This is a genomic window from Deltaproteobacteria bacterium (assembly GCA_021737785.1).
Taxonomy (GTDB): Bacteria; Desulfobacterota; DSM-4660; order Desulfatiglandales; family Desulfatiglandaceae; genus AUK324.
On the sequence record JAIPDI010000039.1, the window covers coordinates 18,694 to 40,495 of the forward strand.

Below are 21,802 nucleotides of genomic sequence, written 5' to 3' on the forward strand. Positions count from 1 at the left end.
GTGTGAGTGGTGCATTACCCGTTTGAGGGAAATGACCAACGACAAAAGGATGAGGACTGTCCAACCTTGACAAGAGCTACAGCGCTGACAGCTCTTTTGCTTTCAGCTTCAGGGCTTTGAGCTTCAAGCTTTTGTGACCGTTTGCCTTTGGAGTAATCAAGTTGACACCATGCGGGAGGAAGAAATGGAAAAGATTTCTGTCCGACGATTCATCATTCCCATTTTTTTCAGCTTTGTACTTCTCGCCATTCTTTCTATCACTGGATTGGCTGCAGAAGCATACATGTTCGAGCGGATGTGGCCGGTCTTGGATCAGCCGTGGTATTTCATGCAACCTTCTGGGATCGCAACTGACAGAGAGGGCAATATATATGTGGCAGATACCGGTAACGACCGCATCCAGAAGTTCAGTTCAACGGGTGGTTTTATCACAAAGTGGGGGACTAAAGGCCCCGGTGATGGTGAATTCAGCTATCCATATGATATCGCCATAGACGGTCAAGGAAACGTATATGTGGCGGATGCCGCTAACAACCGCATCCAAAAGTTCAGTTCAGCGGGTGAGTTTATCACGAAATGGGGAAATGAGGGTAGTGCTAATGGAGAATTCAGCCATCCGTACGATATCGCCATAGACGATCAAGGCAACGTGTATGTGGCTGAATATATGAATAATCGAGTTCAGAAATTCACCTCTTCGGGAGCGTTTATCCTGAAGTGGGGCAGTACGGGCAGCGCTGATGGACAGTTTAGCGGTCCGCATGGTATTGCCATAGACGATCAAGGGAACGTGTATGTGGCTGAATATATGAATAATCGAGTTCAGAAATTCACCTCTTCAGGGCTGTTTATCGAAAAGTGGGGGAATCCGGGCAGCGGTGATGGGGAGTTGCATAGTCCCACCGGTATCACATTAGACAGCCAAGGTAACATTTATGTAGCTGATTTTGGTAACGATCGTATCCAAAAGTTCAACTCCTCAGGAGTATTTATCACGAAGTGGGGGAGTGAAGGCAGTGGTGATGGACAGTTTAATGGCACGGTCGATGTCGCCTTAGACAACCAGGGAAACATCTATGTGGCGGACTATCTTAACGATCGAATTCAGAAATTTGGCCCTTCAGGGGCGTTTTTTGCCAAATGGTCGAGCGGGGGTAGTGGCGATGGGGAGTTCTATTCACCCACTGACATCGCCCCAGATGGTCAGGAGAATATGTATGTAGCGGATAGAGGGAACCATCGAATCCAGAAGTTCGACTCATCAGGGGCGTTTATTACCAAGTGGGGGAGTAAAGGCAGCGGTGATGGACAGTTTAGTCATCCGAGTGATGTCGCTTTAGATAACCAGGGGAACATCTATGTGGCGGATGCATATAACCATCGAATCCAGAAGTTCACTTCAACAGGGGTGTTTATCACGAAGTGGGGTAGTGAAGGCAACAGTAACGGACAGTTTAATTCACCAGGAGGGATTTCAATAGACGAGCAGGGGAACGTCTATGTGGCGGATACGTATAACCATCGAATCCAGAAGTTCACTTCAACAGGGGTGTTTATAACGAAGTGGGGAAGTAGAGGCAGCAGTAATGGGCAGCTTAATACACCAGGAGGGATTTCAATAGACGAGCAGGGCAACGTCTATGTGGCGGATTCATGGAATTATCGAATCCAGAAGTTCGACTCATCAGGGGCGTTTATTACCAAGTGGGGAAGCGGCGGTATCGGAGATGGACAGTTTAGTAGCCCTAGTGATGTCTCTTTAGATAACCAAGGGAACGTCTATGTGGTCGAAATATGGAATAATCGCATCCAAAAGTTCAGTTTGTCAGGGGCATTTATGACGAAATTCGGCTCGTTCGGCTCTGAACCTGGTCTCCTGAACTGCCCCGTTGGCCTCACTGTAACTAGCAGTGGAAAAGTATATGTTGCAGATCAGCGTAATAATCGAATTCAGGTTTTCGGCCCATCCACCTCAACAATCACCGATAGGAAGGCGATCGTTGTTGCGGGGAGCGGCCCTTATGCTACCAACGAACTATGGGATGCGACACAGATGTGCGCCAATTATGCGTATCGGGCACTGACCTACCAGGGTTACACGCGGGGTACCATCTATTACCTGTCTGCTGATACGGATCTGGACCTGGATAATGACGGGTACCCGGACGTTGATGCGGATGCAACGAATGCCAATCTTCAGTATGCCATTACATCCTGGGCTCAAGATGCGGACAACCTGTTGCTCTATATGGTAGGCCACGGGGGCGAGGGGACCTTCCAGATGGGACAGTTCGAGTTGCTGAATGCCACTGAACTGGATGCCTGGCTGGATGCAACCCAGCAGACCATCCCGGATTTTGTTACCCTTGTGTATGACGGGTGCCATTCCGGGAGTTTTGTGCCCTATCTGATTCCGCCTGCGGGAAAAACTAGGATTCTTGCAACCAGTGCGGACGTTAATGAACCGGCGGTGTTCCAGGCGGATGGGGGGCTTTCATTCGGCTACCAGTTCTTTTCGTACCTGTTTAACGGGGGCAGCTTTTATGAGTCCTTTGTTCATGGGCAGAAGACCGTACAAGGGGCCTATGATTACAAGCAGACGCCCGTGATCGAGGGGAATGGAAACGGTATCGGCAACGAAAAGGCGGATAAGGAGATAGCCCAGGCCATCAAACTCGGTAACGAAACCAAATCCGCCGGCGACATCCCCCAGATCCAAAGCGTATCTCCCGCCCAGACCCTGGCCGAAGGAGTGACCTCTGCGGTCATTTATGCGCAAAAGGTGATGGACGTCGACGGCATCCAGGAGGTGTTTGCGGTCATCAAACCCCCGGATTATTCCAGCGGGTTTTCGGACAACCCGGTCACCGACCTTCCGACCATCCATCTGAAGGATACCGGGAACAACACCTACAGCGGCACCTACAAAGGGTTTACGGTTGAAGGGACCTACAACATCGCTGTCTTTGCCCGCGACAGAAAAGGCACGCTGTCCCTTCCGGCTCAGACCTCTGTAACGGTATCCGTAACCACAGACTGCCTCCCTGTTGCAGCTGACCTCAGCATCCGCGTTCCCTGCGCAGAATACATCGGCAATCCATACGGGTTTACGCTGGATTCCTATCGCAATCCCGACGACCCTGCCGGGCTTTACTGGAAGCTGGTCCTGGCCACTCTCACGACTGGACAAGGCGAGAACTGCCTTCTTATCGGCAGCGATCTGAGCATGCCGATACCGTGCGCATCCTATAATGGCGCACAATATGGCTTTACCCTGAACCTTTATCATAACCCCTATGATCCGTCAGGGCTGTACTGGAAGATGGATGTGAGCACACTGGTGGTGAAGTAGGCTTGGAATTAAAGAGGTATTTTCACACAGTAGTGTCCGGTTAACATTCAAATAAATTCAACTGGATAGGTCCGCTAGTAATCTCGTTTCTGTAATCGTTAGCCGTGAGGGCCTGTAAAATAGGCTTTTTCTCAAAGAGAGTAATACTCAGAATCTGTAAAATAGTGTAGAGAGTCAGGTCGATTTTCAACCTTTTTTTCATTATGGCGACCATGACATAGGCAGATACGGCAATCCAGATTTGCGTTTTGACAGCATTCTCCGAGGTGCCATAGAAGCTTTTGATACGTAAATGCTGCTTGATCCATTTGAAAAAAATCTCCACCCGGAACCTGTATCGATACAGCTCGGCAATGATTATGGCAGGCAGGGTGAATTGGTTCGTGAGAAAGATGAACGATCTCCCTTTTTCGGCATCAAAGTATTTTATTCGCCGCAGCTTTTCCGGATAGTCTCTCTTGCTGTAGTAACCCGTTAAGGCAACTGTTTGATCGAATTTGACGCCAGTGGCTTTATTGATTCTGTGGGAATATATTCGGCGCAATCCCGTGTTTGTTTTTGAGCGCGTTACAAATACAGCCGAGCTTTGGTGCAATTGATAAAGTCGCTGAAAGTCCAAATAGGCGCGGTCCATGACATAGATTGCCCCTGGTTCTGGGATGAGATGGTCAAGGACGTTGACATCATGAACCTTGCCATCGGTGATCCATATGAAAGTTGGGATGTCACCCCTTAAATCCAAAAGGGTGTGCAGCTTCACAGCTCCCTTTGCTTTTCGAAACCGGGCCCATGGGAAGACCGATAAACACAGATCAATTGTCGATGAATCCAGAGCATAAACGGTCTCTTTCAGGTCAAGGCCAAAATCCTCATCAACATATAGGCGCCGAGCCTCGTCGATCAGGGTTTGAGCAAAGTCACTGTAGATCCGCCAATCCCGTGTCTCGTTTGCGTCGGCCAACGTGCTGCGAGATACTTTGCCCCTGATCCCCATATGGTAAAGTCTCTCTCGCATGGCTCGAAGGCAGCACTCGATATCGCGCAGGCTTTCACGGTAAGTCAGTTGGGCAAAAGCCATACACAGGAATTGATCGTAACATGTGAAAGAACGAACCCGATAATTGCCGCGATACCGATCGACACATTGGCTGAATTTTTTACGAGGGAGGAAGTCCATCACCTGAGAAAAAACGGTTTGCCCCTGATACATAGATGTACTCCTTTGGCTGGGTAAGTTTTCCGGCAAAGGAGTATGGGGCCAAACTCAGATGAATTTCAAGTCGATCCCTCCCGATATCGTCTATTTAATATGTTATATCAATTGGTTATACAATCTTTTAAAAACTTTAACCGGACACCACTGATTTTCACAACCAATGAAATAGTCGGATATTGAGTTCGAAAGGCCCGGCAGGTTTGAGCGTATAAATCTTCTTTACCGTTTTGCGATGTGCAGGAGGTGCGATATGAAATCGATGGCAACATATTTTATTAAATCGGTGGCGTGCCTCATTTGCCTATTCCTGAGTGTGGACTTGGGGCCTGCCTTTTCATTCTCCGAAGAGACCTACACATATGAACGGATGTGGCCCGAGATGCAACAGCCCTGGTATTTTTGCAAACCATCGGGAATAGCCATTGATAAGACAGGAAATATCTATTTGTCGGAAATGGGCGGACACTGCATTCAAAAATTGACATCAGGAGGACAATTCATAAAAAGGTGGGGAAAGGAAGGTGTAAATGATGGGGAGTTCGGCTGTCCTCTTGGGCTGGCTATAAGTGGAAATGAAAGCGTTTATGTGCTTGATTCTGCGCACAACCGGATCCAGAAATTTTCGACAGAGGGAGAGTTTGTTGCCAAATGGGGGAGTGAGGGGGCTGACGACGGACAATTTCAGTTCTATACCGGGTTAGATTCGCAAAAGCCATTCAATTTGATTGGAATAGCTGTAGATGCGGATGGATATGTGTACGTCGCAGATAGAGGCAACTGCCGGATTCAGAAATTCACATCTGACGGTCAGTTTATCGGAAAATGGGGGAGTCAGGGAACAGCGGACGGGCAGTTCAGTGATCCTTCAGGGATAGGCATCGACGGAAGCGGAAATATCTATGTAGCGGATTATCATGCCAACCGGATACAGAAATTCACATCCGAGGGACAGTTTATCACGAAATGGGGCAGCCAGGGAAGCGGTGATGGGCAGTTCAACCAACCTGCAGGCTTAATCATAGATACGAACAGCAATGTCTATGTGTCGGATGCAGGCAACAATCGGATCCAAAAGTTCACTCAAGCCGGACAGTTTATTGACAAATGGGTTGTGGGGGGGATGCCGACTGGAATAGCTGCAGACGCAACCGGCCACATCTATGTGACGGACTCGGGAGCGGAACAGATACGGATCTATTCATCAACAGGCGAGTCAATTTCGAATTGGGGACCTGGAGACGGGGATGAGGACCTGAGAGGGCCAGGCGGCGTGGCAGTTGACCAGGGCGGAAGTGTCCTCGTAGCGGATTCCGGGCATTGCGAGATCAAAAAATTTTCATGGGACGGTGGTTTTATTTCCAAGATCGGAGGGTGTGGTTTAGAGGACGGCCGATTTACTTGGCCAAGTGGGATCGCCATAGCCACAAGCGGAAATTTTTACGTGGTTGATACAGGCAATGGAAGAATTCAGAAATTTGACCCAGCCGGTCGATTTGTTGGCAAATGGGGGAGTGAAGGCTCTGATGATGGAGAATTCAGATCCCCAGGGTCAGTAGCGGTTGATGGAGACGAAAATGTTTATGTGGTTGACGTTGGCAACCACCGCATCCAGAAGTTTACGTCTGACGGCCAGTTTATCACCAAGTGGGGCAGTGAGGGAGCGGGGGCTGGGCAGTTTTTTTATCCGCGAGGAATAGCGATACATGAAAACACATACGTTTATGTTGCCGAGCCGTATAGCAACAGGGTTCAGAAATTTACCTTAGATGGGCAGTATGTGGAATTGCCGCCCCCGGGGTTTGATAACTGGGAGTTTGATGGCCCTTCGGATGTGGCTGTTGATGGTGACGGGAATCTGTATGTACTGAATTCGGGCGGACAAATTTTGAAGTTTACCTCAACTTGGGAGTTTATTGCACAGTTTGGTGAATTCGGATCAAATCCAGGTCAACTGAAAGCACCGAATGGCATAACTATTGCGCCTGACGGCAGGGTCTATGTGGCAGACAGCGGTAATCATCGTATTCAGGTCTTCAGCAAAGAGGGTGCACCGCTTGAAGGGAGCAATAAGGCCATCATCGTTGCCGGGGGTGGCCCCTATACAGGCAACACCCTGTGGGGCGCCACCGAGATGTGCGCCAACTATGCCTACCGGGCGCTTACCTATCAAGGCTATAACAAACAGACGATCTATTACATTTCCTCTGATACCGATCTTGATTTAGACGGCAACGGCAAGCTGGATGATGTGGATGCCGATGCCGCCAATGCCAACCTGCAATATGCCATTCAAACCTGGGCTTCAGACGCGGACACCCTCCTTATCTACATGGTGGATCACGGTGGCAATGGGACCTTCCGCATGAGCGGCACCGAATTGCTGTATGCTACGGAACTGGACGGGTGGCTGGATACCCTCCAGCAGAGCCTTCCCGGTCATGTGACCCTTATCTATGACGCCTGTGAATCCGGCAGCTTCCTTCCCTACCTCCTGCCTCCCTCTGGAAAAGAGCGTTTTGTGGCCGCCAGCACCTCACCGGGCGAAGAATCCATCTTTGTGGGTAATGGGACGGTGTCATTTTCGTTCCTCTTCTGGGGCCACATGTTCAATGGGGAGAGTTTCTATGATTCCTTTGTCAATGCACAAAAGAGTGTGAGCACCACATACAAGCAGACCTGCCAACTGGATGCCAATGGCAACGGAATCGGCAATGAAAAAGAGGACAAGGAACTCGCAAATCAGCTCCGGATCGGGAATGAAACCAAGTCGGCCGGGGATGTGCCGGTGATCGGCACGGTGTCGCCTGTCCAGTTTCTGCAGACCGGGACATCTGCCTCCATCTATGCAGACCAGGTGATCGACGCGGACGGCATCAGCCGGGTATGGGCTGTCATCACGCCCCCCGGATATACATCAGGAGGAACAGATACCCCGGTGACAGACCTGCCGACGCTTGATCTCAACTCCGTGAGCAATAATCGGTATGAGGGGACCTATACCAATTTTGCCACACCCGGCGCCTACAATCTCGCCGTATTTGCCATGGACCGAAAAGGGGTGCTGTCTCTGCCGGTCCAGACCAGTGTGACCGTGTCTGGAACTGGCGGCTGCCTGACTGTAGCAAGTGACCTCAGTATCCAGGTCCCCTGTGCCGAGTATTTGGGCAATCCATACGGATACCTTCTCGATTTCTACCGCCATCCGGACGATCCATCCGGCTTCTACTGGAAGCTGATATTGTCCACTCTTACGACCGGGACGGGCACGAACTGCATTCCCATTGCCTCGGACCTGAGTGTGCCCATTTCTTGTGTATCCTATAATGGCGTGCAATATGGATTCACCCTTGATTTTTACCCGATTCCCTATGATCCGTCGGGGCTGTACTGGAAGATGGATCTGAATACCTTGATGGTGAAGTAGGATTCATGCCAAGCCATTGATAGACTATACGGCCAAAGGGGGGTCCGAAAGCCTTCAGAGATCAGAAGGCTCAGGCGACGGACGAAATGACAAGAGGGATTTACACAAAAGGGAGGCTATCTATTCTATCAGAGTGTTTGGGCCGTTTGACTGACTTCTGTATCAATTTTTTGTCCGATCTTAGACTCGTCTTTGGCAAGCTCATATCGGGTCTGGAGATTCATCCAGAATCTGGCGCTCTTTCCGAGATAGCGGGAGAGCGGGAGGGATGTTTCAGCGGTCAGGTCGCGCTTGCCGTTCAGGATTTGGGTAATCCGGCCCGAGGGAACGCGGAGTTAAAGAGCAAATTTGTTGGCGGAAAGGCCACGTACCGTCATTTCGCGTTTGAGAATGCGTCCTGGGTGAATTGGTTTCATAAGGTCGGGGGTCTGCTGATAGAGGGTGTCTAAAAGCCAGCGAGGAGAAGCCGAATGGTACTTCAATCTTCAGACCAAGGAGGCTAAGAGACCTGATGGGTAGTTTGTTCGAGTTTTTCAATAACCCACTGATTGAGACTCTTGCCGGATCTGGCTGCTTGTTCTGCGAGACGGCCGTGGAGCTCTGGAGTGAGTCGGAGGTTGAATTTGCCGGAATAGGGTTTGTTTGGATCGACTCCCCTTTGACGGCAGTCTTCGAGGTATTCATCGATCACGGCATGGAAGCTTTTCAAGGCCTCGGAAATCGTTTCTCCGTCAAACCCGATGATGTCGCGGGTATTGATGACCCGGCCGACCAGAATGCCGTCGTCCAAGTCGGGTTCAATGGCGGCGATATATCCTTTGTATGTGACTGTATTCATGGGATATCTCCTGTTCGGATCAAAAGTTCCTTGACAAGCCGAACGGCGTATCGTTTCAGCTCCTTCTGCGGATGGGGGCTGTGGATGTTGACCGATTTATTCTTGAGATCGATGCGAACGCTGGAGCCATCGCCGTAGCGGATGTCGCCCCCAAGGGCCTCGATGAGAGAGGCCACTGACCGCCATTCGAGACCGGTTGGCGTTGGTTTTCTGAATATGGCGGTAAGCGTTCTACGCTGTTTGGCGTTCATGATGGGATGGTATCACCGGATGGTACCCATGTCAAGAGCAGGAAAATGGTTTGACAGGTTCCCCTTAGCGTATTGTTTTTGAGTGCTTTCGCATTCCAAGACTGTTTGTGCATAGCCTGAAAATCGGATCAGAGGCAAGAGGAGAAAAAAGTGAAAAAGACGACCCTCTCGTGGTTCATGATGGCGTTGTTGAGCCTGATCATTCAACCCTTCCTTTCGGCCAGGACATTGGCTGAAGAGACCTATAAATTCGAGCGCATGTGGCCTAACTTGCAGCAGCCGTGGTATTTTTATTGGCCGCTGGGTGTTGCGGTGGGCCCGAGCGGCTGCGTATATGTAGCGGAAGCCGGGGGCAACTGTGTCGTGAAACTGGATTCAAACGGGTCTCTGATTACGAAATGGGGTGGACCAGGCAGCACAGACGGGGAGTTTAGTTATCCTGAGGGCATTGCTGTCGACGCCTCAGGTAATGTCTATGTTTCAGAAAGGTACAACCATCGCATTCAAAAATTCAACGCCAACGGACAGTTCATATCGAAAATGGGCAGCTATGGCAGCGGGCCGGGTCAATTTGATGGCCCCGGCGGCCTTGCCTTTGATTCCAAAGGAAATATGTATGTGACGGATCGGAACAATCACCGCATTCAGAAATTCGATGCCAATGGCCGGTTTCTTCTCCAATGGGGGAGTGAGGGGAGTGGAGAAGGACAGTTCCTCAATCCCGTCTATATTGCCATAGACAGTAAGGATAATGTGTATGTGGGCGAGCAGGATTCCTATCCCAATTATCATGTGCAGAAATTTTCCTCGGACGGTCAGTTTATAACCAAATGGGGGCCGGAAAAGTGGGTTTATGACAATTATAAGAATTTTAACTGGTATGCCGGGATCGGGATTGATAAGGATGATTATGTCTACGTGGCCTGGAGACCCAATCTGGATAAGTTTACTTCTGACGGGCAGCTGGTGTCGACTTTGAGCGGGCAGGAGTATGGAGGGGGCGGGAGTGTGGCCTTTCACGGGGATCGTTTATATATAGGGAGCTATACGGGTGTCGCTTCGGTTTCTTTGAAGGGTGAGTTCCTGGAGTGGTGGGGTTCAAGTTATTTGCAAACGGAAGAAAAGGGCAATAGGATGAACTGGCCCGTGGGGGTAACGACGGACGGAGAGGGAAATGTATATGTCGTGGAATACGGCGCCAACTTGGCAAAATTTGATTCAGAAGGGGAACTGATCCAAAGATGGAGTGCGACTCTGGGTGATACCATGGGGAGCCCCTTGGATGTGGCCGTAGATAAGGACGGAAATATTTACCTGTCAATGGTTGAACATGTTCAAAAGTGGTCTGCGACCGGCCGACTTCTAAGTAAATTCGGGGAAAAAGGGATCGGTGACGGGCAATTCACCTGGTGCTCCGGATTGGCGCTCGATTTAAACTCAAACCTGTATGTCGTAGACGCCTGGAATCAACGCATACAAAAATTCGATTCAGACGGGAATTTCATTCTCAAATGGGGCAGCGCCGGGACCGGAGATGGACAATTTAATTTCACTTCAGGTTACCTGTTCGATATTGCCTTTGATAACTTCGGCAGCGTTTATGTGGCTGATACGGGCAATCAACGAATTCAGAAGTTTACCGCTGACGGGCAATTTATAAAAAAGTGGCCGATTCGTACCGGGCAAGAAGGGTTCGGCTCACCCACAGGCGTAGCTGTCGATGGTGAAGGCAATGTATATGTGGTTGATAAAGGGAATTCTGTGATTCAGAAATACACCTCGGAAGGGGTCTTTTTGGCGGAATTCGGAAGTTGGGGCACGAATCCGGGCCAGATGCGAGATCCCGAGGGAATAACCGTAGATCCTACCAGTGAAAAGGTATATGTGACGGATTACGGTAACAACCGTGTACTCGTATTTAGCAAAGAGGGTTCACCTCCTTTTACAGGACCTGCCAAGGCCATTATCGTGGCGGGAGGCGGCCCTTATGCGGGCAATAACCTCTGGGACGCCACCCAGATGTGCGCCAACTATGCGTACCGAGCATTGACCTACCAGGGATATACCAAGGACACCATCTACTATCTGTCGGCTGACATGGATCTGGATCTGGATGGCAACGGCAAATTGGATGACGTGGATGCCGATGCCACCAACGCCAACCTACAGTACGCCATCAATACTTGGGCTGAGGATGCAAATGACCTCCTCATCTATATGGTGGACCACGGCGGAAATGGCACCTTCCGAATGAGTGGCACTGAACTCCTCTATGCCACGGAACTGGACGGGTGGCTGGATACCCTGCAACAGACCCTTCACGGCCATGTAACTCTCATATATGACGCCTGCGAGTCCGGGAGCTTTCTTCCCTACCTCTTACCCCCTTCCGGCAAGCAACGTTACGTCGCTGCCAGCACCTCTCCGGGCGAAGAATCCATCTTTGTGGGGAATGGGACGGTATCGTTCTCCTTTCTGTTCTGGGGTCATATGTTCAATGGGGAGAGCTTCTACAATTCGTTCGTCAATGCACAAAAGAGTGTGAGCACCACCTACAGCCAGACCTGCCAACTGGATGCCAACGGAAATGGCATCGGCAATGAAAAAGAGGATAAGGATATGGCAAGTCAGCTCCGGATCGGGAATGAGACCAAGTCCGCCGGGGATGTGCCGGTCATCGGAGGGGTGTCGCCTGCCCAGTCATTGAGCAGCGGGACCTCAGCCTCCATCTATGCAGACCAGGTGATCGATGCGGATGGCATCAGCCGGGTATGGGCCGTGATCACGCACCCCGACTATACCCCCGGTGGATCGGATACCCCGGTGACCGATCTGCCGACCCTCGATCTCACCTCCGCGGGCAATAGCCGGTATGAAGGGACATACACCGGTTTCACCATGCCCGGCGCCTACAATATCGCCATATTTGCCATGGACCGAAAAGGTGTGCTGTCTCTGCCGGTTCAGACCAGTGTAACCATGTCTGCAACTGGCGGCTGCCTGACCGTAGCAAGTGACCTTAGTATCAAGGTCCCCTGTGCCGAGTATTTAGGGGTACCCATACGGTTTCACTCTGGCCTTTTACCGAAACCCCGATGACCCATCAGGCTTTTATTGGAACCTGGTTATGGCAACCCTGACCACCGGGACGGGCACGAACTGCATTCCCATCGCCTCGGATCTGAGCATGCCGATACCGTGTGCATCCTACAACGGCGCACAATATGGCTTTACCTTGGACTTTTATCAGAACCCCTATGATCCGTCAGGGCTGTACTGGAAGATGGATCTGAGCACGCTGGTGGTGAAGTAAGAATCAAATCAACGAGGGTTAAGAGACTATTATGGAAAAGGGAGAGAAGAGCTGCGGGTTGTATGAATAATAAGGGAGCTTGGATCCGATTTTTTGATGAGTGGCTGCGTCAACCGAATGAAAGGAGATATGATCTTGAAAAAATTGGTTTTTGTGATACTTTTGATAGGCGTTTCAGGGTTAATCGGGTGTGTGTCCACAAATGCAGAGCGTTGCCGGACCAGTGGGGATGATACGTGGGAAAGGCCTCCGAATATAGTTTTTGAAGGAACAGGGGTTCCTGACTATACCAGTGAACTGTAGGCCGGGTCCGCCTTCTGTTTTTCTGGCAGGTGAAGGCAGTCTCTGCTGTGCCCGGTTTCATGAAAACTATGGAATGAATGGGATGACAATTCCCGGAGGGTTTGAAGATGGAACGTCAGTTATGTTACGGTTGGTTTCATGTGGTGGGTCTTATGGGCGTCTTACTGGCTTGGATCGTCCTGCCTTTGTCAATGGCATGGGCGGAAAAACCCGGAACCGGATATGAGGAAGTGCTGTATATTCAATCTACAGATTTGAGAGATACCGCACCGGACGTCTATGAACCGGACAATTCCTGGACGAGTTCCAAAGTCATCCTATTGAATGATCAAAAGCCCCACCCTGAATGGAGCGACTACAAACCCATCCAGATCCATAATTTTCACAAAGCCGGGGACGAAGACTGGGTCCGGTTCTTTATTCTTGAAGGAGAGATTTACAAAGTTACTGTGGATTCTCCCGGGGAACGGTGCGATGCGGTCATCGGAATTTACGACATGGACGGCCAGACCTTGATCAAGGAAATTGATGACACCTTTGCAGGAGAAAAGGAATATGCGGAATGGGAGTGCGAGACGTCTGGGACCTATTATGCGAGGATCAGGCAGTACGATTCACAGGTTTATGGGGAAGGGACCGAATACCAGTTGAGTCTGACACAGCCCTACATGGCCTTCAATGGATTTATCAGAGGAACGTTGACGCCGCCTGTGGATGCCAGGGTTTTCACAAGTTATAGTTCAGCGTCGGCGGTTAATGGGGAATTTTTTCTGCCGCACATCGCTGGCGATTATACCCTTGAGGTGATTGCAGAAGGATGCATCGGCTATTCAGTACCTCTTACCGTGCCAGAATTAAAGGACCTGATAGTGGATATTGATCTTGACTGTCCTGGGGAGAGCGGGGCACTCTGTGTAACCTTAGGTCCAGCCGAGGCGAATAATGCAGGGGCCGGTTGGCGGGTGGACTGCGGCACCTGGAAAGAGAGCGGAGCAGCCGTTTCAGGGCTTGCCCCGGGTGGGCATACTCTCGAACTCAAGCCGCTGAATGGATGGTATGCACCAACAGAGCAAACTGTCAATATTGTCAGCGGCAATACAATGGATGCATCAATATCATATCGGAAATCATGGGAAGCCTGTCTCCCTGTCGACAAGGCCATGAATATTTCAATTCCCTGCGTTGAATATGTCGGCATTCGGTATGGGTTTACACTTTCCTACCGGCCTGACGTCTGTCCTGGCCTTTGCTGGAAACTGGGAAATTTGACTCCGGCCGGCGACGGTGATTGTCTGGCTGTGGGCAGCGACCTGAGTTTTCCTGTGTCCTGTGCGGAATACAATGGCGCGCAGTTCCAATTTGTCCTGGATTTTTATCCAAATGCAAACGACCCCTCGGGTCTTTACTGGCAGATGGATCCGGCAACATTCTCTTTTAAATGAGACATATATCGATTTTAGGGCAGCGTTAACCCTGGACGTCGGAGGAGATAGAAATGAAAACAACACTGGCAAAAGGAATCGGAGCGATTGCAGTGCTGGTTTTCGGCGTCCTCATGTTTGTATCGTTGGTATGGGGTGCGGATCCCTTTGCTCGCCTTGAGATCCCTTCGTCTCCAAACCCGGTGGGCAGCGGGGCCAGGGCGTTGGGCATGGGAGGTGCGTTTATTGCCATTGCTGACGATGCCACAGCCGCATCTTGGAACCCAGGCGGCCTGATTCAGCTCGAAACGCCTGAGATATCCGCTGTAGGAGCCTACGTACATCGGGGGGAGGCCAATTCCTTTGGAAAGCTTCCGGAGGCTTCAGGGTCCCAGTCTGTGGACGAATGGAACCTCAATTACCTCAGCGGCGCCTATCCGTTCGAGGCTTTGGGACGGAACATGATCGTGTCCTTAAATTATCAGCGTCTGTACGATTTTAACCGTGAGTGGGATTTTGGCTATCGTGCAGCGGACGGTCCGGTAAATTTGAATTATGATCAGGAAGGGGGCCTCTATGCCCTGGGCCTGGCGTACAGCGTCGAGATCGTCCCTTCGTTATCAGCGGGCGTTACATTCAACTACTGGGGAGATTTTTTCTCCGACCAGAGCTGGACCCAGAAATATGATTTAAACAGAAAACTGATGGTCGGCGGCCATTCTGTTTCCTATGTCGGCAACAAGAGGGAGAAGTACTCATTTTCCGGCTTCAACGCAACTATTGGGTTTTTATGGAACATTATGGGCGAGTGGACGGTAGGGGGCGTTTTCAAAACCCCATTTACAGCCGATATTACACATAAAATCAATGGGTTTGACGCAACTTCCTCGCCAACCGATACCAGTCTCAACACCTACAAGTCTTTTGACTATCGCTATGACGAGAAGCTGGAGATGCCCATGAGCTATGGCCTGGGAGTGGCCCACCGTTTCAGCGATGCCTTTACCATGGCCTTTGATCTTTACCGGACTCACTGGGATGATTTTGTGCACACGCACCAGAATGGAGGAAAAACCTCACCAATCAGCGGCAAGCCAATCGATCAGTCGGATATCGACCCCACCACCTGGGCCCGCCTGGGGGCCGAATACCTCTTTATTCGCGACAGCATGGTGATCCCCGTTCGTGCAGGACTCTTTTACGATCCGGCCCCGGCTGAAGGCTCTTCAGACAAATACTATGGCTGTTCTGTCGGTTCCGGGATCGCCTACGGCCCGTATGTATTCGACATTTCCTACCAGTTCCGTTTCGGCAACAACGTAGGCAAATCCAGCCTCGAAGGCGTTGGTTTCTCCCAGGATGTGCGGGAGCACACCTTCTATTTCTCGATGGTGTATCATTTTTAGTGCAGTGTAGAAACCCTGGCCCTCTGGGCCAGGTCAGAGACCTTACGGCTCTGCCGCTTGGACTTCTCTTAAAATCGCGATTTTTTTACATCTGATACGCTTCTATTTTCTCTTCTCCAGGGGGACATAGTCCCTTTTTGAAAGGCCGGTATAGATCTGTCTCGGCCGATGAAGCTTCCATTTGGGGTCTTCCATGCTTTCTTTCCACTGGCTGATCCAGCCCGGCAGCCGTCCGATGGCGAACATGACCGGGAACATGTTGAGGGGGATCCCCATGGCCCGGAGCACGATACCACTGTAGAAATCCACGTTAGGATATAGATTGTGATCGATGAAATACGGGTCCTTGACCGCCACCTCTTCAAGTCGTTTGGCGATATCCAGCAGCGGATCATGAATTTTCAATTTTTTAAGGACCCTGTTACACGTTTTCTCCATAATCCGGGCCCTGGGATCATAGGTCTTATAAACCCGGTGACCGAACCCCATTAGCCTGAACGGGTCGGACTTGTCTTTTGCCCTGGCAATGAACGGCGCCGGGTCGCCCCCATTCTCATATATCTCCTGAAGCATCTCGATGACGGCCTGGTTGGCCCCTCCGTGAAGCGGTCCCCAGAGTGCACAGATGCCTGCGGATATGGCCGCATATAGGTTGACCCGCGCGCTGCCCACCAGCCTCACCGCCGCAGTGGAGCAGTTCTGCTCGTGATCGGCGTGAAGTATCCAGAACACATTCAGTGCGTCTACCAGGTCATCGTCGATAACGTAGGGCTTTACAGGGGAGTCGAACATCATATTCAGGAAGTTGGCGCAGTAGCTCAGGTCATGCCGGGGATAGACCACCTTGTGGCCGCGAGAGATCTTGTAGGACACGGCCGCCAGTGTCCTCACCTTGGAGAGGAGCCTGGCAAAGGTGATATTGATTTCTTCCTCTTCGGAGCGCTCCGGGATCTCAGGATAAAACGCCCTCAGGGCGTTGACCATGGAGGAGAGTATCCCCATGGGATGCGCCCTTCTGGGAAACTTCTCAAAAAAGATGCGCATGTCCTCATGAACGAGTGAATGATCGTTCAACATGACCGAGAACCGGCTAAGCTCTTTTTCCAGAGGAAGTTCGCCGTTGATCAGCAGGTAGGCGGTCTCTCGAAAGCTGGAGTATTCTGCCAGCTGTTCCACAGGGTAGCCCCGGTATCTGAGAATGCCCCTTTCCCCGTCCATGAAGGTGATGCTGCTCTTGCAGCTTCCGGTATTGGCGTAACCGGGATCCAGGGTGATGAGCCCGGTCTCCTGTCTCAGATTAGCGATATCGAGGGCCATCTCTCCCTCGGTGCCGATGACCAAGGGAAGTTCATAGGTATTTCCGTTCACAACAAGTTTCACCGTTTTTTCCATCTATTTCTCCTGCATTGGTTAATTCGTGCCTGAACCAAAATCACGCCTTGGCGTGATTCAGGCACAATTGAATATTCAAGAATTGAAAATTGAAAATGACGGAACAACATCTGCATCAACAGAACCTCTTCTCATATTTCACTATTTCTTGATTTTCCGGGTTTCCGTTCGGCTACTAATAAAAAATAATCCATCATAATATCAGAAACAGGATTGCGAAACCAGGAAAAACAGAGGCGTTGCAACCAAAGATTCTGATGCAGCAGGTTGAACCCATGTGCTTTGATTTGATTTTGTCATCATAATGTGTAAGATGGGGCTCGTGACAAGAACGGTCTCGGTCTGCGGGTTCGATTGGATCGAGAAGACCACATATGGAGGATAGAAAAATTATGGCTTACGAAGATCACATCACAGGGCAGATCCTTGCCTCTCATTGTATAGAGGGAAAACTGGCGCCCGGAGCTGAGATCGGCATTCGAATCGACCAGACACTCACCCAGGATGCCACCGGCACCCTCGTGTATCTGGAATTCATGTCCATCGGGATGGACCGGGTCCGGACCCGATGCTCGGTCTCCTATGTGGATCACAATACCCTTCAGACCGGTTTCGAGAATGCGGACGACCACCTCTTTCTCCAGAGCGCGGCCGCCCGCTACGGAGTCTATTTTTCACGGCCGGGAAACGGTATCTGTCATCAGGTCCACCTGGAGCGTTTCGGGGTGCCCGGACAGACGCTTTTGGGTTCGGACAGCCATACCCCCACTTCAGGGGGTCTGGGGATGCTGGCCATGGGGGCCGGGGGCCTGGATGTGGCCCTTGCCATGGCCGGTGCCCCGTTTTTTATGGTGGTTCCCCGGGTGACGCTCGTTCGCCTGACCGGTGTTCTCCCGCCGTGGGTGGGGGCCAAGGACGTGATTCTTTACCTCCTTCGGGACCTGGGGGTTAAGGGAGGTCTTGGCAGGATCATGGAATACGGCGGTCCGGGGATCGCATCTCTCAGCGTACCGGAGAGGGCCACCATCACCAACATGGGTGCGGAACTGGGGGCGTGGACCTCCATATTTCCTTCCGACGATGTGAGCCGTCGGTTTTTAAGGGCAGAGGGCCGGGAGTCGGACTGGATCCCCATGACCGCCAGAGAGGGGGCCGCATACGACCATGTCATTGAGTTGGATCTTTCAACCCTCGAACCCCTGGCCGCATGCCCTTCCAGCCCGGATGCGGTCAGGCCGGTACGGGAGCTGTCCGGCGTAAAGGTGGATCAGGTGGCCATCGGTAGCTGCACCAATTCCTCCTACAGGGATCTCAGGATGGTTTCGCTGCTTCTCAAGGGAAAGCGGATCCATCCGGATGTGAGCCTGGTGATTTCTCCCGGGTCGAGGCAGGTACTGACCATGCTTGCGAAAGACGGCGGTCTGGCCGACATGATCGAGGCCGGGGCGCGCCTCCTGGAGGTGGCCTGTGGTCCGTGTATCGGCATGGGGCAGGCGCCGCCCTCCGGCGGGGTGAGCGTGCGTACCTATAACCGCAATTTCCCCGGGAGGAGCGGCACGCAGGATGCCCAGGTATATCTGTGCGGTCCCCAGACAGCGGTGGCCTCCGCACTCAATGGATACCTGACAGATCCGCGCGGGATGGGCGCCCCTCCTGTTGTTGAGGAGCCCAAGGAATTCTTGGTGGACGATTCCATGATTCTTGCCCCTCCGGATGACGGTGGGGACATAAAGGTTCGCATGGGCCCCAACATAAAACCCCTCCCCACGCTCGACCCCCTCCCCGACAGCATGGATCTCGATCTCCTGCTCAAGGTGGGGGATCATATCACCACCGACGATATCCTGCCAGGCGGGGCCAAGGTGCTCCCCCTTCGATCAAATCTTCCCGCCATATCCGAGCACGTCTATGCCCTGAAGGCCCCGGGATTTGCTGAAAAGGCAAAACAGCATGAGGCCGTGGCCATCTTAGGGGGAGAGAACTACGGCCAGGGCTCCAGCAGGGAACATGCGGCCCTGGCGCCCAGATACCTGGGGGTCCGAATGGTCCTGGCCAAATCCTTTGCACGGCTTCACCGAGCCAATCTGATCAATTTCGGTGTGTTGCCCCTCCTGATTGAGGAAGACGCATACCAGCGACTGGAAGAAGGGGACCGCATCATGCTGTCAGACCTGCAAAGTTCCGTCGCAATATCGGATCGGGTGCCGCTAAAGAGTGAAAAGGCGGGGTTTGCCTTTGAAGCAAGACTGAACCTATCGATCCGGGAACGTCAAATTGTGCTTGCCGGGGGCCGCCTGAATTATGAACGGGACCGCGTCTTAGGGGAGGCATAGCCATCCAAATGATGGGGATCTGAATCTTGAATGTTGAATCTGAAGAAGATAGGGGAATCGGAAGTGGAAAAAGGAAGACGCATTGAATGGGATGGAGACGGAAGGCCGATAGTGACTGATACCCCTGAAATCGGATATATTGAGGGGGACGGGATCGGCCCTGATATATGGGCCGCGTCACGGCCGGTGCTGGACGCGGCGATTGAGTGTGCCTACGGTGGAAAGCGATCCATCGTGTGGAAAGAGATTCTTGCGGGCGAAAAGGCCCAGAGAAGATTCGGCCGGGAGAACCCCCTGCCCGATGAGAGCATTGAGGAGATTGCGCAATACGGGATCGCCATCAAGGGTCCCCTGACCACCCCGGTCGGGGGCGGGTTCCGTTCCCTGAACGTGACCTTGAGACAACGGCTGGACCTTTATGCCTGTGTGAGGCCGGTCCGGTATTTTCCTGGGGTGCCGGCCCCAGTGGTTCATCCGGAGAGGGTCAATATCATCATCTTCCGGGAAAACACCGAGGATGTGTATGCCGGGGTGGAGTGGCCGGCAGGATCTGAGGAGGCCAGATCTGTGCTAAAACACGTGAACGAGAAGCTGAGAACGGCCGGCGCCGCAGAGCTCTCCCTGGAGAGCGGGGTGGGCATCAAGCCGATGAGTGCATTCAATACGCGTCGTCTGGTGCGGCGGGCCGTTGTGTATGCCCTGGAAAACCGTTTTGAGAGCGTCACCCTCGTTCATAAGGGAAATATCATGAAGTACACGGAGGGGGCCTTTCGGGACTGGGGGTATGAGCTAGCCGGAGAGGAATTTGCCGCACAAACCATTACGGAAACGGAACTCTACAAACAGTTCGACGGGCGCGTACCCGAAGGCAGGATTGTCATCAAGGACCGTATCGCGGACGCCATGTTTCAGCAGCTTCTGCTTCGGCCCGAGGAATACGGGGTGATCGCCACCCCCAACCTGAACGGCGATTACCTCTCCGATGCCGCGGCAGCGCAGGTAGGCGGCTTGGGCATGGCCCCCGGGGCCAACATCGGGGATGGATGCGCCCTGTTCGAGGCCACCCACGGGAGCGCCCCCAAGTATGCGGGTATGGATAAGGTCAATCCCGGCTCCCTGATCCTCTCAGGCGCGGAGATGCTTCGTTTCATGGGCTGGGGAGAGGCCGCGGACCTTGTGGTGCGGGCCATCACCCGCACGATTCAACAGGGCACGGTCACCTATGACCTGGCCAGGCAGATGGCGGACGCAAGGGAGGTGAAATGCTCCGAGTTCGGCGCGGCCATTGTGGAGAATATCAGAACGGCGAGCCCGTTATGATGGCGACGACCTGCATCGGTGAATCATGGTCATAGGGCCGTCGCGGGACCACGCGTTTTTGAATGTTACATATTTGGGTCGAGGACAACTTTCATCGGTGTTTCACCCGGGACTTTCCCTCCCACCAGTCTAATGGCCTCTTCAGCCTTTTCCAATGGAAGCCTGTGGCTGATCATTTGAACAAGAGGATATTTATCCCGGCCTGCCAATGCAATGGCAGCCTCGACCGCGGGAGAATCATGGGAAAAAACACCCCTCAGTTTCAATTCCTTCAAGACTACCCGGTCCAGCAGCAACGGGACTTCCGTGCTCGGACCGTACAGGCCGGGAAGAATGACCGTACCCCGCGTACCTGTGAGTGAAACGGCCAGGGAAGCGCCGGAGGGATGTCCGGTGACATCCATTGCCAGATCGGCCATGGCGCCATGGGTTTCATCTGAGATGATCTGCGCCGGGTCCTCCTTTTCCCCATTGATAAGAAAATCAGCCCCAAAGCGATGGGCCATTTCAAGCCGTTCCCTGTCTTTTGAAAGACCGACCACAAAGATGGGGCCGGCGCCGGATTCCTTTGCCACGACCACTGCGGCCAGACCCTGCTGGCCGGGCCCGACAATCACCACACGCTGGCCTATAGAAACGTTCCCGATTGTCCGCAGCCAGCGGACGGCGTTGCCCAGGACGGCACAGATCAGAACGCCTGTTTCCGGCGAGATGCCGCCAATTTTGTGGACCATGGCCCGTGGGTGAATGTACAGATAGTCGGCATATGCTCCAAATAAATGGGGCGGTTCCTTGCACGATATCATGGACCCGTAGGAATAATATTTCTCGCAGAGGGTGTAGGTCCCGGCCAGGCAGGCCTTGCATTCCCCGCATCCGAAGGCATATTCAATGATCACCCGGTCTCCTTCCCTGACGCCGTGCCGCTCTTGAGCCATGGCCCCCATTTTTTCCACACGACCGACAATTTCATGCCCCAGAATGATGGGAAAAGGTCTGGGTGCCCCCCGGGTTTTCCCATTGTAGATCCCGGGATCTGAACCGCAGACGCCGATAAGCTCCAGCTTCAGGATACCGTCCTCCTTGCCTATCTCGGGCAGAACAAATTCCTGTAATTCCAGTTTGCCCGGACCTGTGAGAACCATGGCTCTTGTTTTCTTCATCTGAGCACCTCATTTTCAAATATCGGATCTTTTGTTCTCAATAGGAGATTACCTCAACAAAGGCCGACAC

The 21,802-nt window shown here is 52.2% G+C and carries 13 protein-coding genes and 1 pseudogene; 8 read left to right on the forward strand and 6 right to left on the reverse strand.

Features of this window, described 5'->3' with window-relative positions; translation table 11 throughout:
• Window positions 1-184: 184 nt before the first annotated feature.
• Window positions 185-3,352 carry a 6-bladed beta-propeller gene (locus K9N21_17480; protein ID MCF8145706.1) on the forward strand — a complete coding sequence of 1,056 codons (3,168 nt, stop codon included), beginning with the start codon at window positions 185-187 and terminating at the stop codon, window positions 3,350-3,352.
• A gap of 40 nt (window positions 3,353-3,392) precedes the next feature.
• On the opposite strand, the gene K9N21_17485 is transcribed toward K9N21_17480, so the two are convergent.
• Complete coding sequence (locus K9N21_17485; GenBank protein ID MCF8145707.1) at window positions 3,393-4,562, reverse strand: IS4 family transposase; 1,170 nt, start codon at window positions 4,560-4,562, stop codon at window positions 3,393-3,395.
• 256 nt (window positions 4,563-4,818) lie between these two features.
• Here K9N21_17485 and K9N21_17490 point away from each other — a divergent pair, with 256 nt between their 5' ends.
• On the forward strand, window positions 4,819-7,992 hold the full coding sequence (locus K9N21_17490; GenBank protein MCF8145708.1) for an SMP-30/gluconolactonase/LRE family protein: 3,174 nt from the start codon (window positions 4,819-4,821) through the stop codon (window positions 7,990-7,992).
• 128 nt (window positions 7,993-8,120) lie between these two features.
• Here K9N21_17490 and K9N21_17495 read toward each other — a convergent pair.
• The 3 genes and pseudogenes from K9N21_17495 to K9N21_17505 form a co-directional block, all read right to left on the reverse strand.
• Window positions 8,121-8,408, reverse strand: a pseudogene (locus tag K9N21_17495) (HigA family addiction module antidote protein).
• Window positions 8,409-8,491: 83 nt separating this feature from the next.
• Complete coding sequence (locus K9N21_17500; GenBank protein MCF8145709.1) at window positions 8,492-8,830, reverse strand: type II toxin-antitoxin system HicB family antitoxin; 339 nt, start codon at window positions 8,828-8,830, stop codon at window positions 8,492-8,494.
• Window positions 8,827-9,081, reverse strand: coding sequence for a type II toxin-antitoxin system HicA family toxin (locus K9N21_17505; protein ID MCF8145710.1), 255 nt, complete (start codon window positions 9,079-9,081; stop codon window positions 8,827-8,829). Before K9N21_17505 ends, K9N21_17500 begins: the two co-directional genes overlap by 4 nt.
• Window positions 9,082-9,231: 150 nt before the next feature.
• On the opposite strand from K9N21_17505, the gene K9N21_17510 reads away from it, so the two are divergent.
• The 4 genes from K9N21_17510 to K9N21_17525 all read left to right on the forward strand — a co-directional run bounded on the left by K9N21_17510 (window position 9,232) and on the right by K9N21_17525 (window position 15,524).
• The gene (locus tag K9N21_17510; protein ID MCF8145711.1) at window positions 9,232-12,180 is read left to right on the forward strand and encodes a hypothetical protein; all 2,949 of its coding nucleotides are present in this window, start codon (window positions 9,232-9,234) and stop codon (window positions 12,178-12,180) included.
• 28 nt (window positions 12,181-12,208) lie between these two features.
• Complete coding sequence (locus K9N21_17515; protein ID MCF8145712.1) at window positions 12,209-12,394, forward strand: hypothetical protein; 186 nt, start codon at window positions 12,209-12,211, stop codon at window positions 12,392-12,394.
• A 410-nt stretch (window positions 12,395-12,804) separates the two neighbouring features.
• Window positions 12,805-14,139, forward strand: coding sequence for a hypothetical protein (locus K9N21_17520; GenBank protein ID MCF8145713.1), 1,335 nt, complete (start codon window positions 12,805-12,807; stop codon window positions 14,137-14,139).
• A gap of 53 nt (window positions 14,140-14,192) precedes the next feature.
• On the forward strand, window positions 14,193-15,524 hold the full coding sequence (locus K9N21_17525) for an outer membrane protein transport protein (GenBank protein ID MCF8145714.1): 1,332 nt from the start codon (window positions 14,193-14,195) through the stop codon (window positions 15,522-15,524).
• Between the two features lie 102 nt (window positions 15,525-15,626).
• Here K9N21_17525 and K9N21_17530 read toward each other — a convergent pair whose 3' ends face one another.
• Window positions 15,627-16,916 (reverse strand): citrate synthase, encoded by a 1,290-nt coding sequence (locus K9N21_17530; GenBank protein MCF8145715.1) that lies wholly within the window; start codon window positions 16,914-16,916, stop codon window positions 15,627-15,629.
• 392 nt (window positions 16,917-17,308) lie between these two features.
• Here K9N21_17530 and K9N21_17535 point away from each other — a divergent pair, with 392 nt between their 5' ends.
• Both K9N21_17535 and icd read left to right on the forward strand, forming a co-directional pair.
• A complete protein-coding gene (locus K9N21_17535; protein ID MCF8145716.1) occupies window positions 17,309-19,249 on the forward strand; it encodes an aconitate hydratase in 1,941 nt (646 codons plus the stop codon).
• 30 nt (window positions 19,250-19,279) lie between these two features.
• Window positions 19,280-20,569 carry an isocitrate dehydrogenase (NADP(+)) gene (gene icd, locus K9N21_17540; GenBank protein ID MCF8145717.1) on the forward strand — a complete coding sequence of 430 codons (1,290 nt, stop codon included), beginning with the start codon at window positions 19,280-19,282 and terminating at the stop codon, window positions 20,567-20,569.
• Between the two features lie 65 nt (window positions 20,570-20,634).
• On the opposite strand, the gene K9N21_17545 is transcribed toward icd, so the two are convergent.
• Window positions 20,635-21,732: an alcohol dehydrogenase catalytic domain-containing protein gene (locus K9N21_17545; GenBank protein MCF8145718.1), complete on the reverse strand. Its 1,098-nt coding sequence runs from the start codon at window positions 21,730-21,732 to the stop codon at window positions 20,635-20,637.
• Window positions 21,733-21,802: the final 70 nt, after the last annotated feature.

Bases quoted from the DNA above. Each gene is read 5' to 3' on its own strand.
- icd (MCF8145717.1), top strand. From the start codon at position 19,280: ATGTTGAATCTGAAGAAGATAGGGGAATCGGAAGTGGAAAAAGGAAGA.
- K9N21_17505 (MCF8145710.1), bottom strand. From the start codon at position 9,081: ATGAACGCCAAACAGCGTAGAACGCTTACCGCCATATTCAGAAAACCA.
- K9N21_17520 (MCF8145713.1), top strand. From the start codon at position 12,805: ATGGAACGTCAGTTATGTTACGGTTGGTTTCATGTGGTGGGTCTTATG.
- K9N21_17480 (MCF8145706.1), top strand. From the start codon at position 185: ATGGAAAAGATTTCTGTCCGACGATTCATCATTCCCATTTTTTTCAGC.
- K9N21_17525 (MCF8145714.1), top strand. From the start codon at position 14,193: ATGAAAACAACACTGGCAAAAGGAATCGGAGCGATTGCAGTGCTGGTT.
- K9N21_17485 (MCF8145707.1), bottom strand. From the start codon at position 4,562: ATGTATCAGGGGCAAACCGTTTTTTCTCAGGTGATGGACTTCCTCCCT.
- K9N21_17490 (MCF8145708.1), top strand. From the start codon at position 4,819: ATGAAATCGATGGCAACATATTTTATTAAATCGGTGGCGTGCCTCATT.
- K9N21_17535 (MCF8145716.1), top strand. From the start codon at position 17,309: ATGGCTTACGAAGATCACATCACAGGGCAGATCCTTGCCTCTCATTGT.
- K9N21_17515 (MCF8145712.1), top strand. From the start codon at position 12,209: ATGGCAACCCTGACCACCGGGACGGGCACGAACTGCATTCCCATCGCC.
- K9N21_17545 (MCF8145718.1), bottom strand. From the start codon at position 21,732: ATGAAGAAAACAAGAGCCATGGTTCTCACAGGTCCGGGCAAACTGGAA.
- K9N21_17530 (MCF8145715.1), bottom strand. From the start codon at position 16,916: ATGGAAAAAACGGTGAAACTTGTTGTGAACGGAAATACCTATGAACTT.
- K9N21_17500 (MCF8145709.1), bottom strand. From the start codon at position 8,830: ATGAATACAGTCACATACAAAGGATATATCGCCGCCATTGAACCCGAC.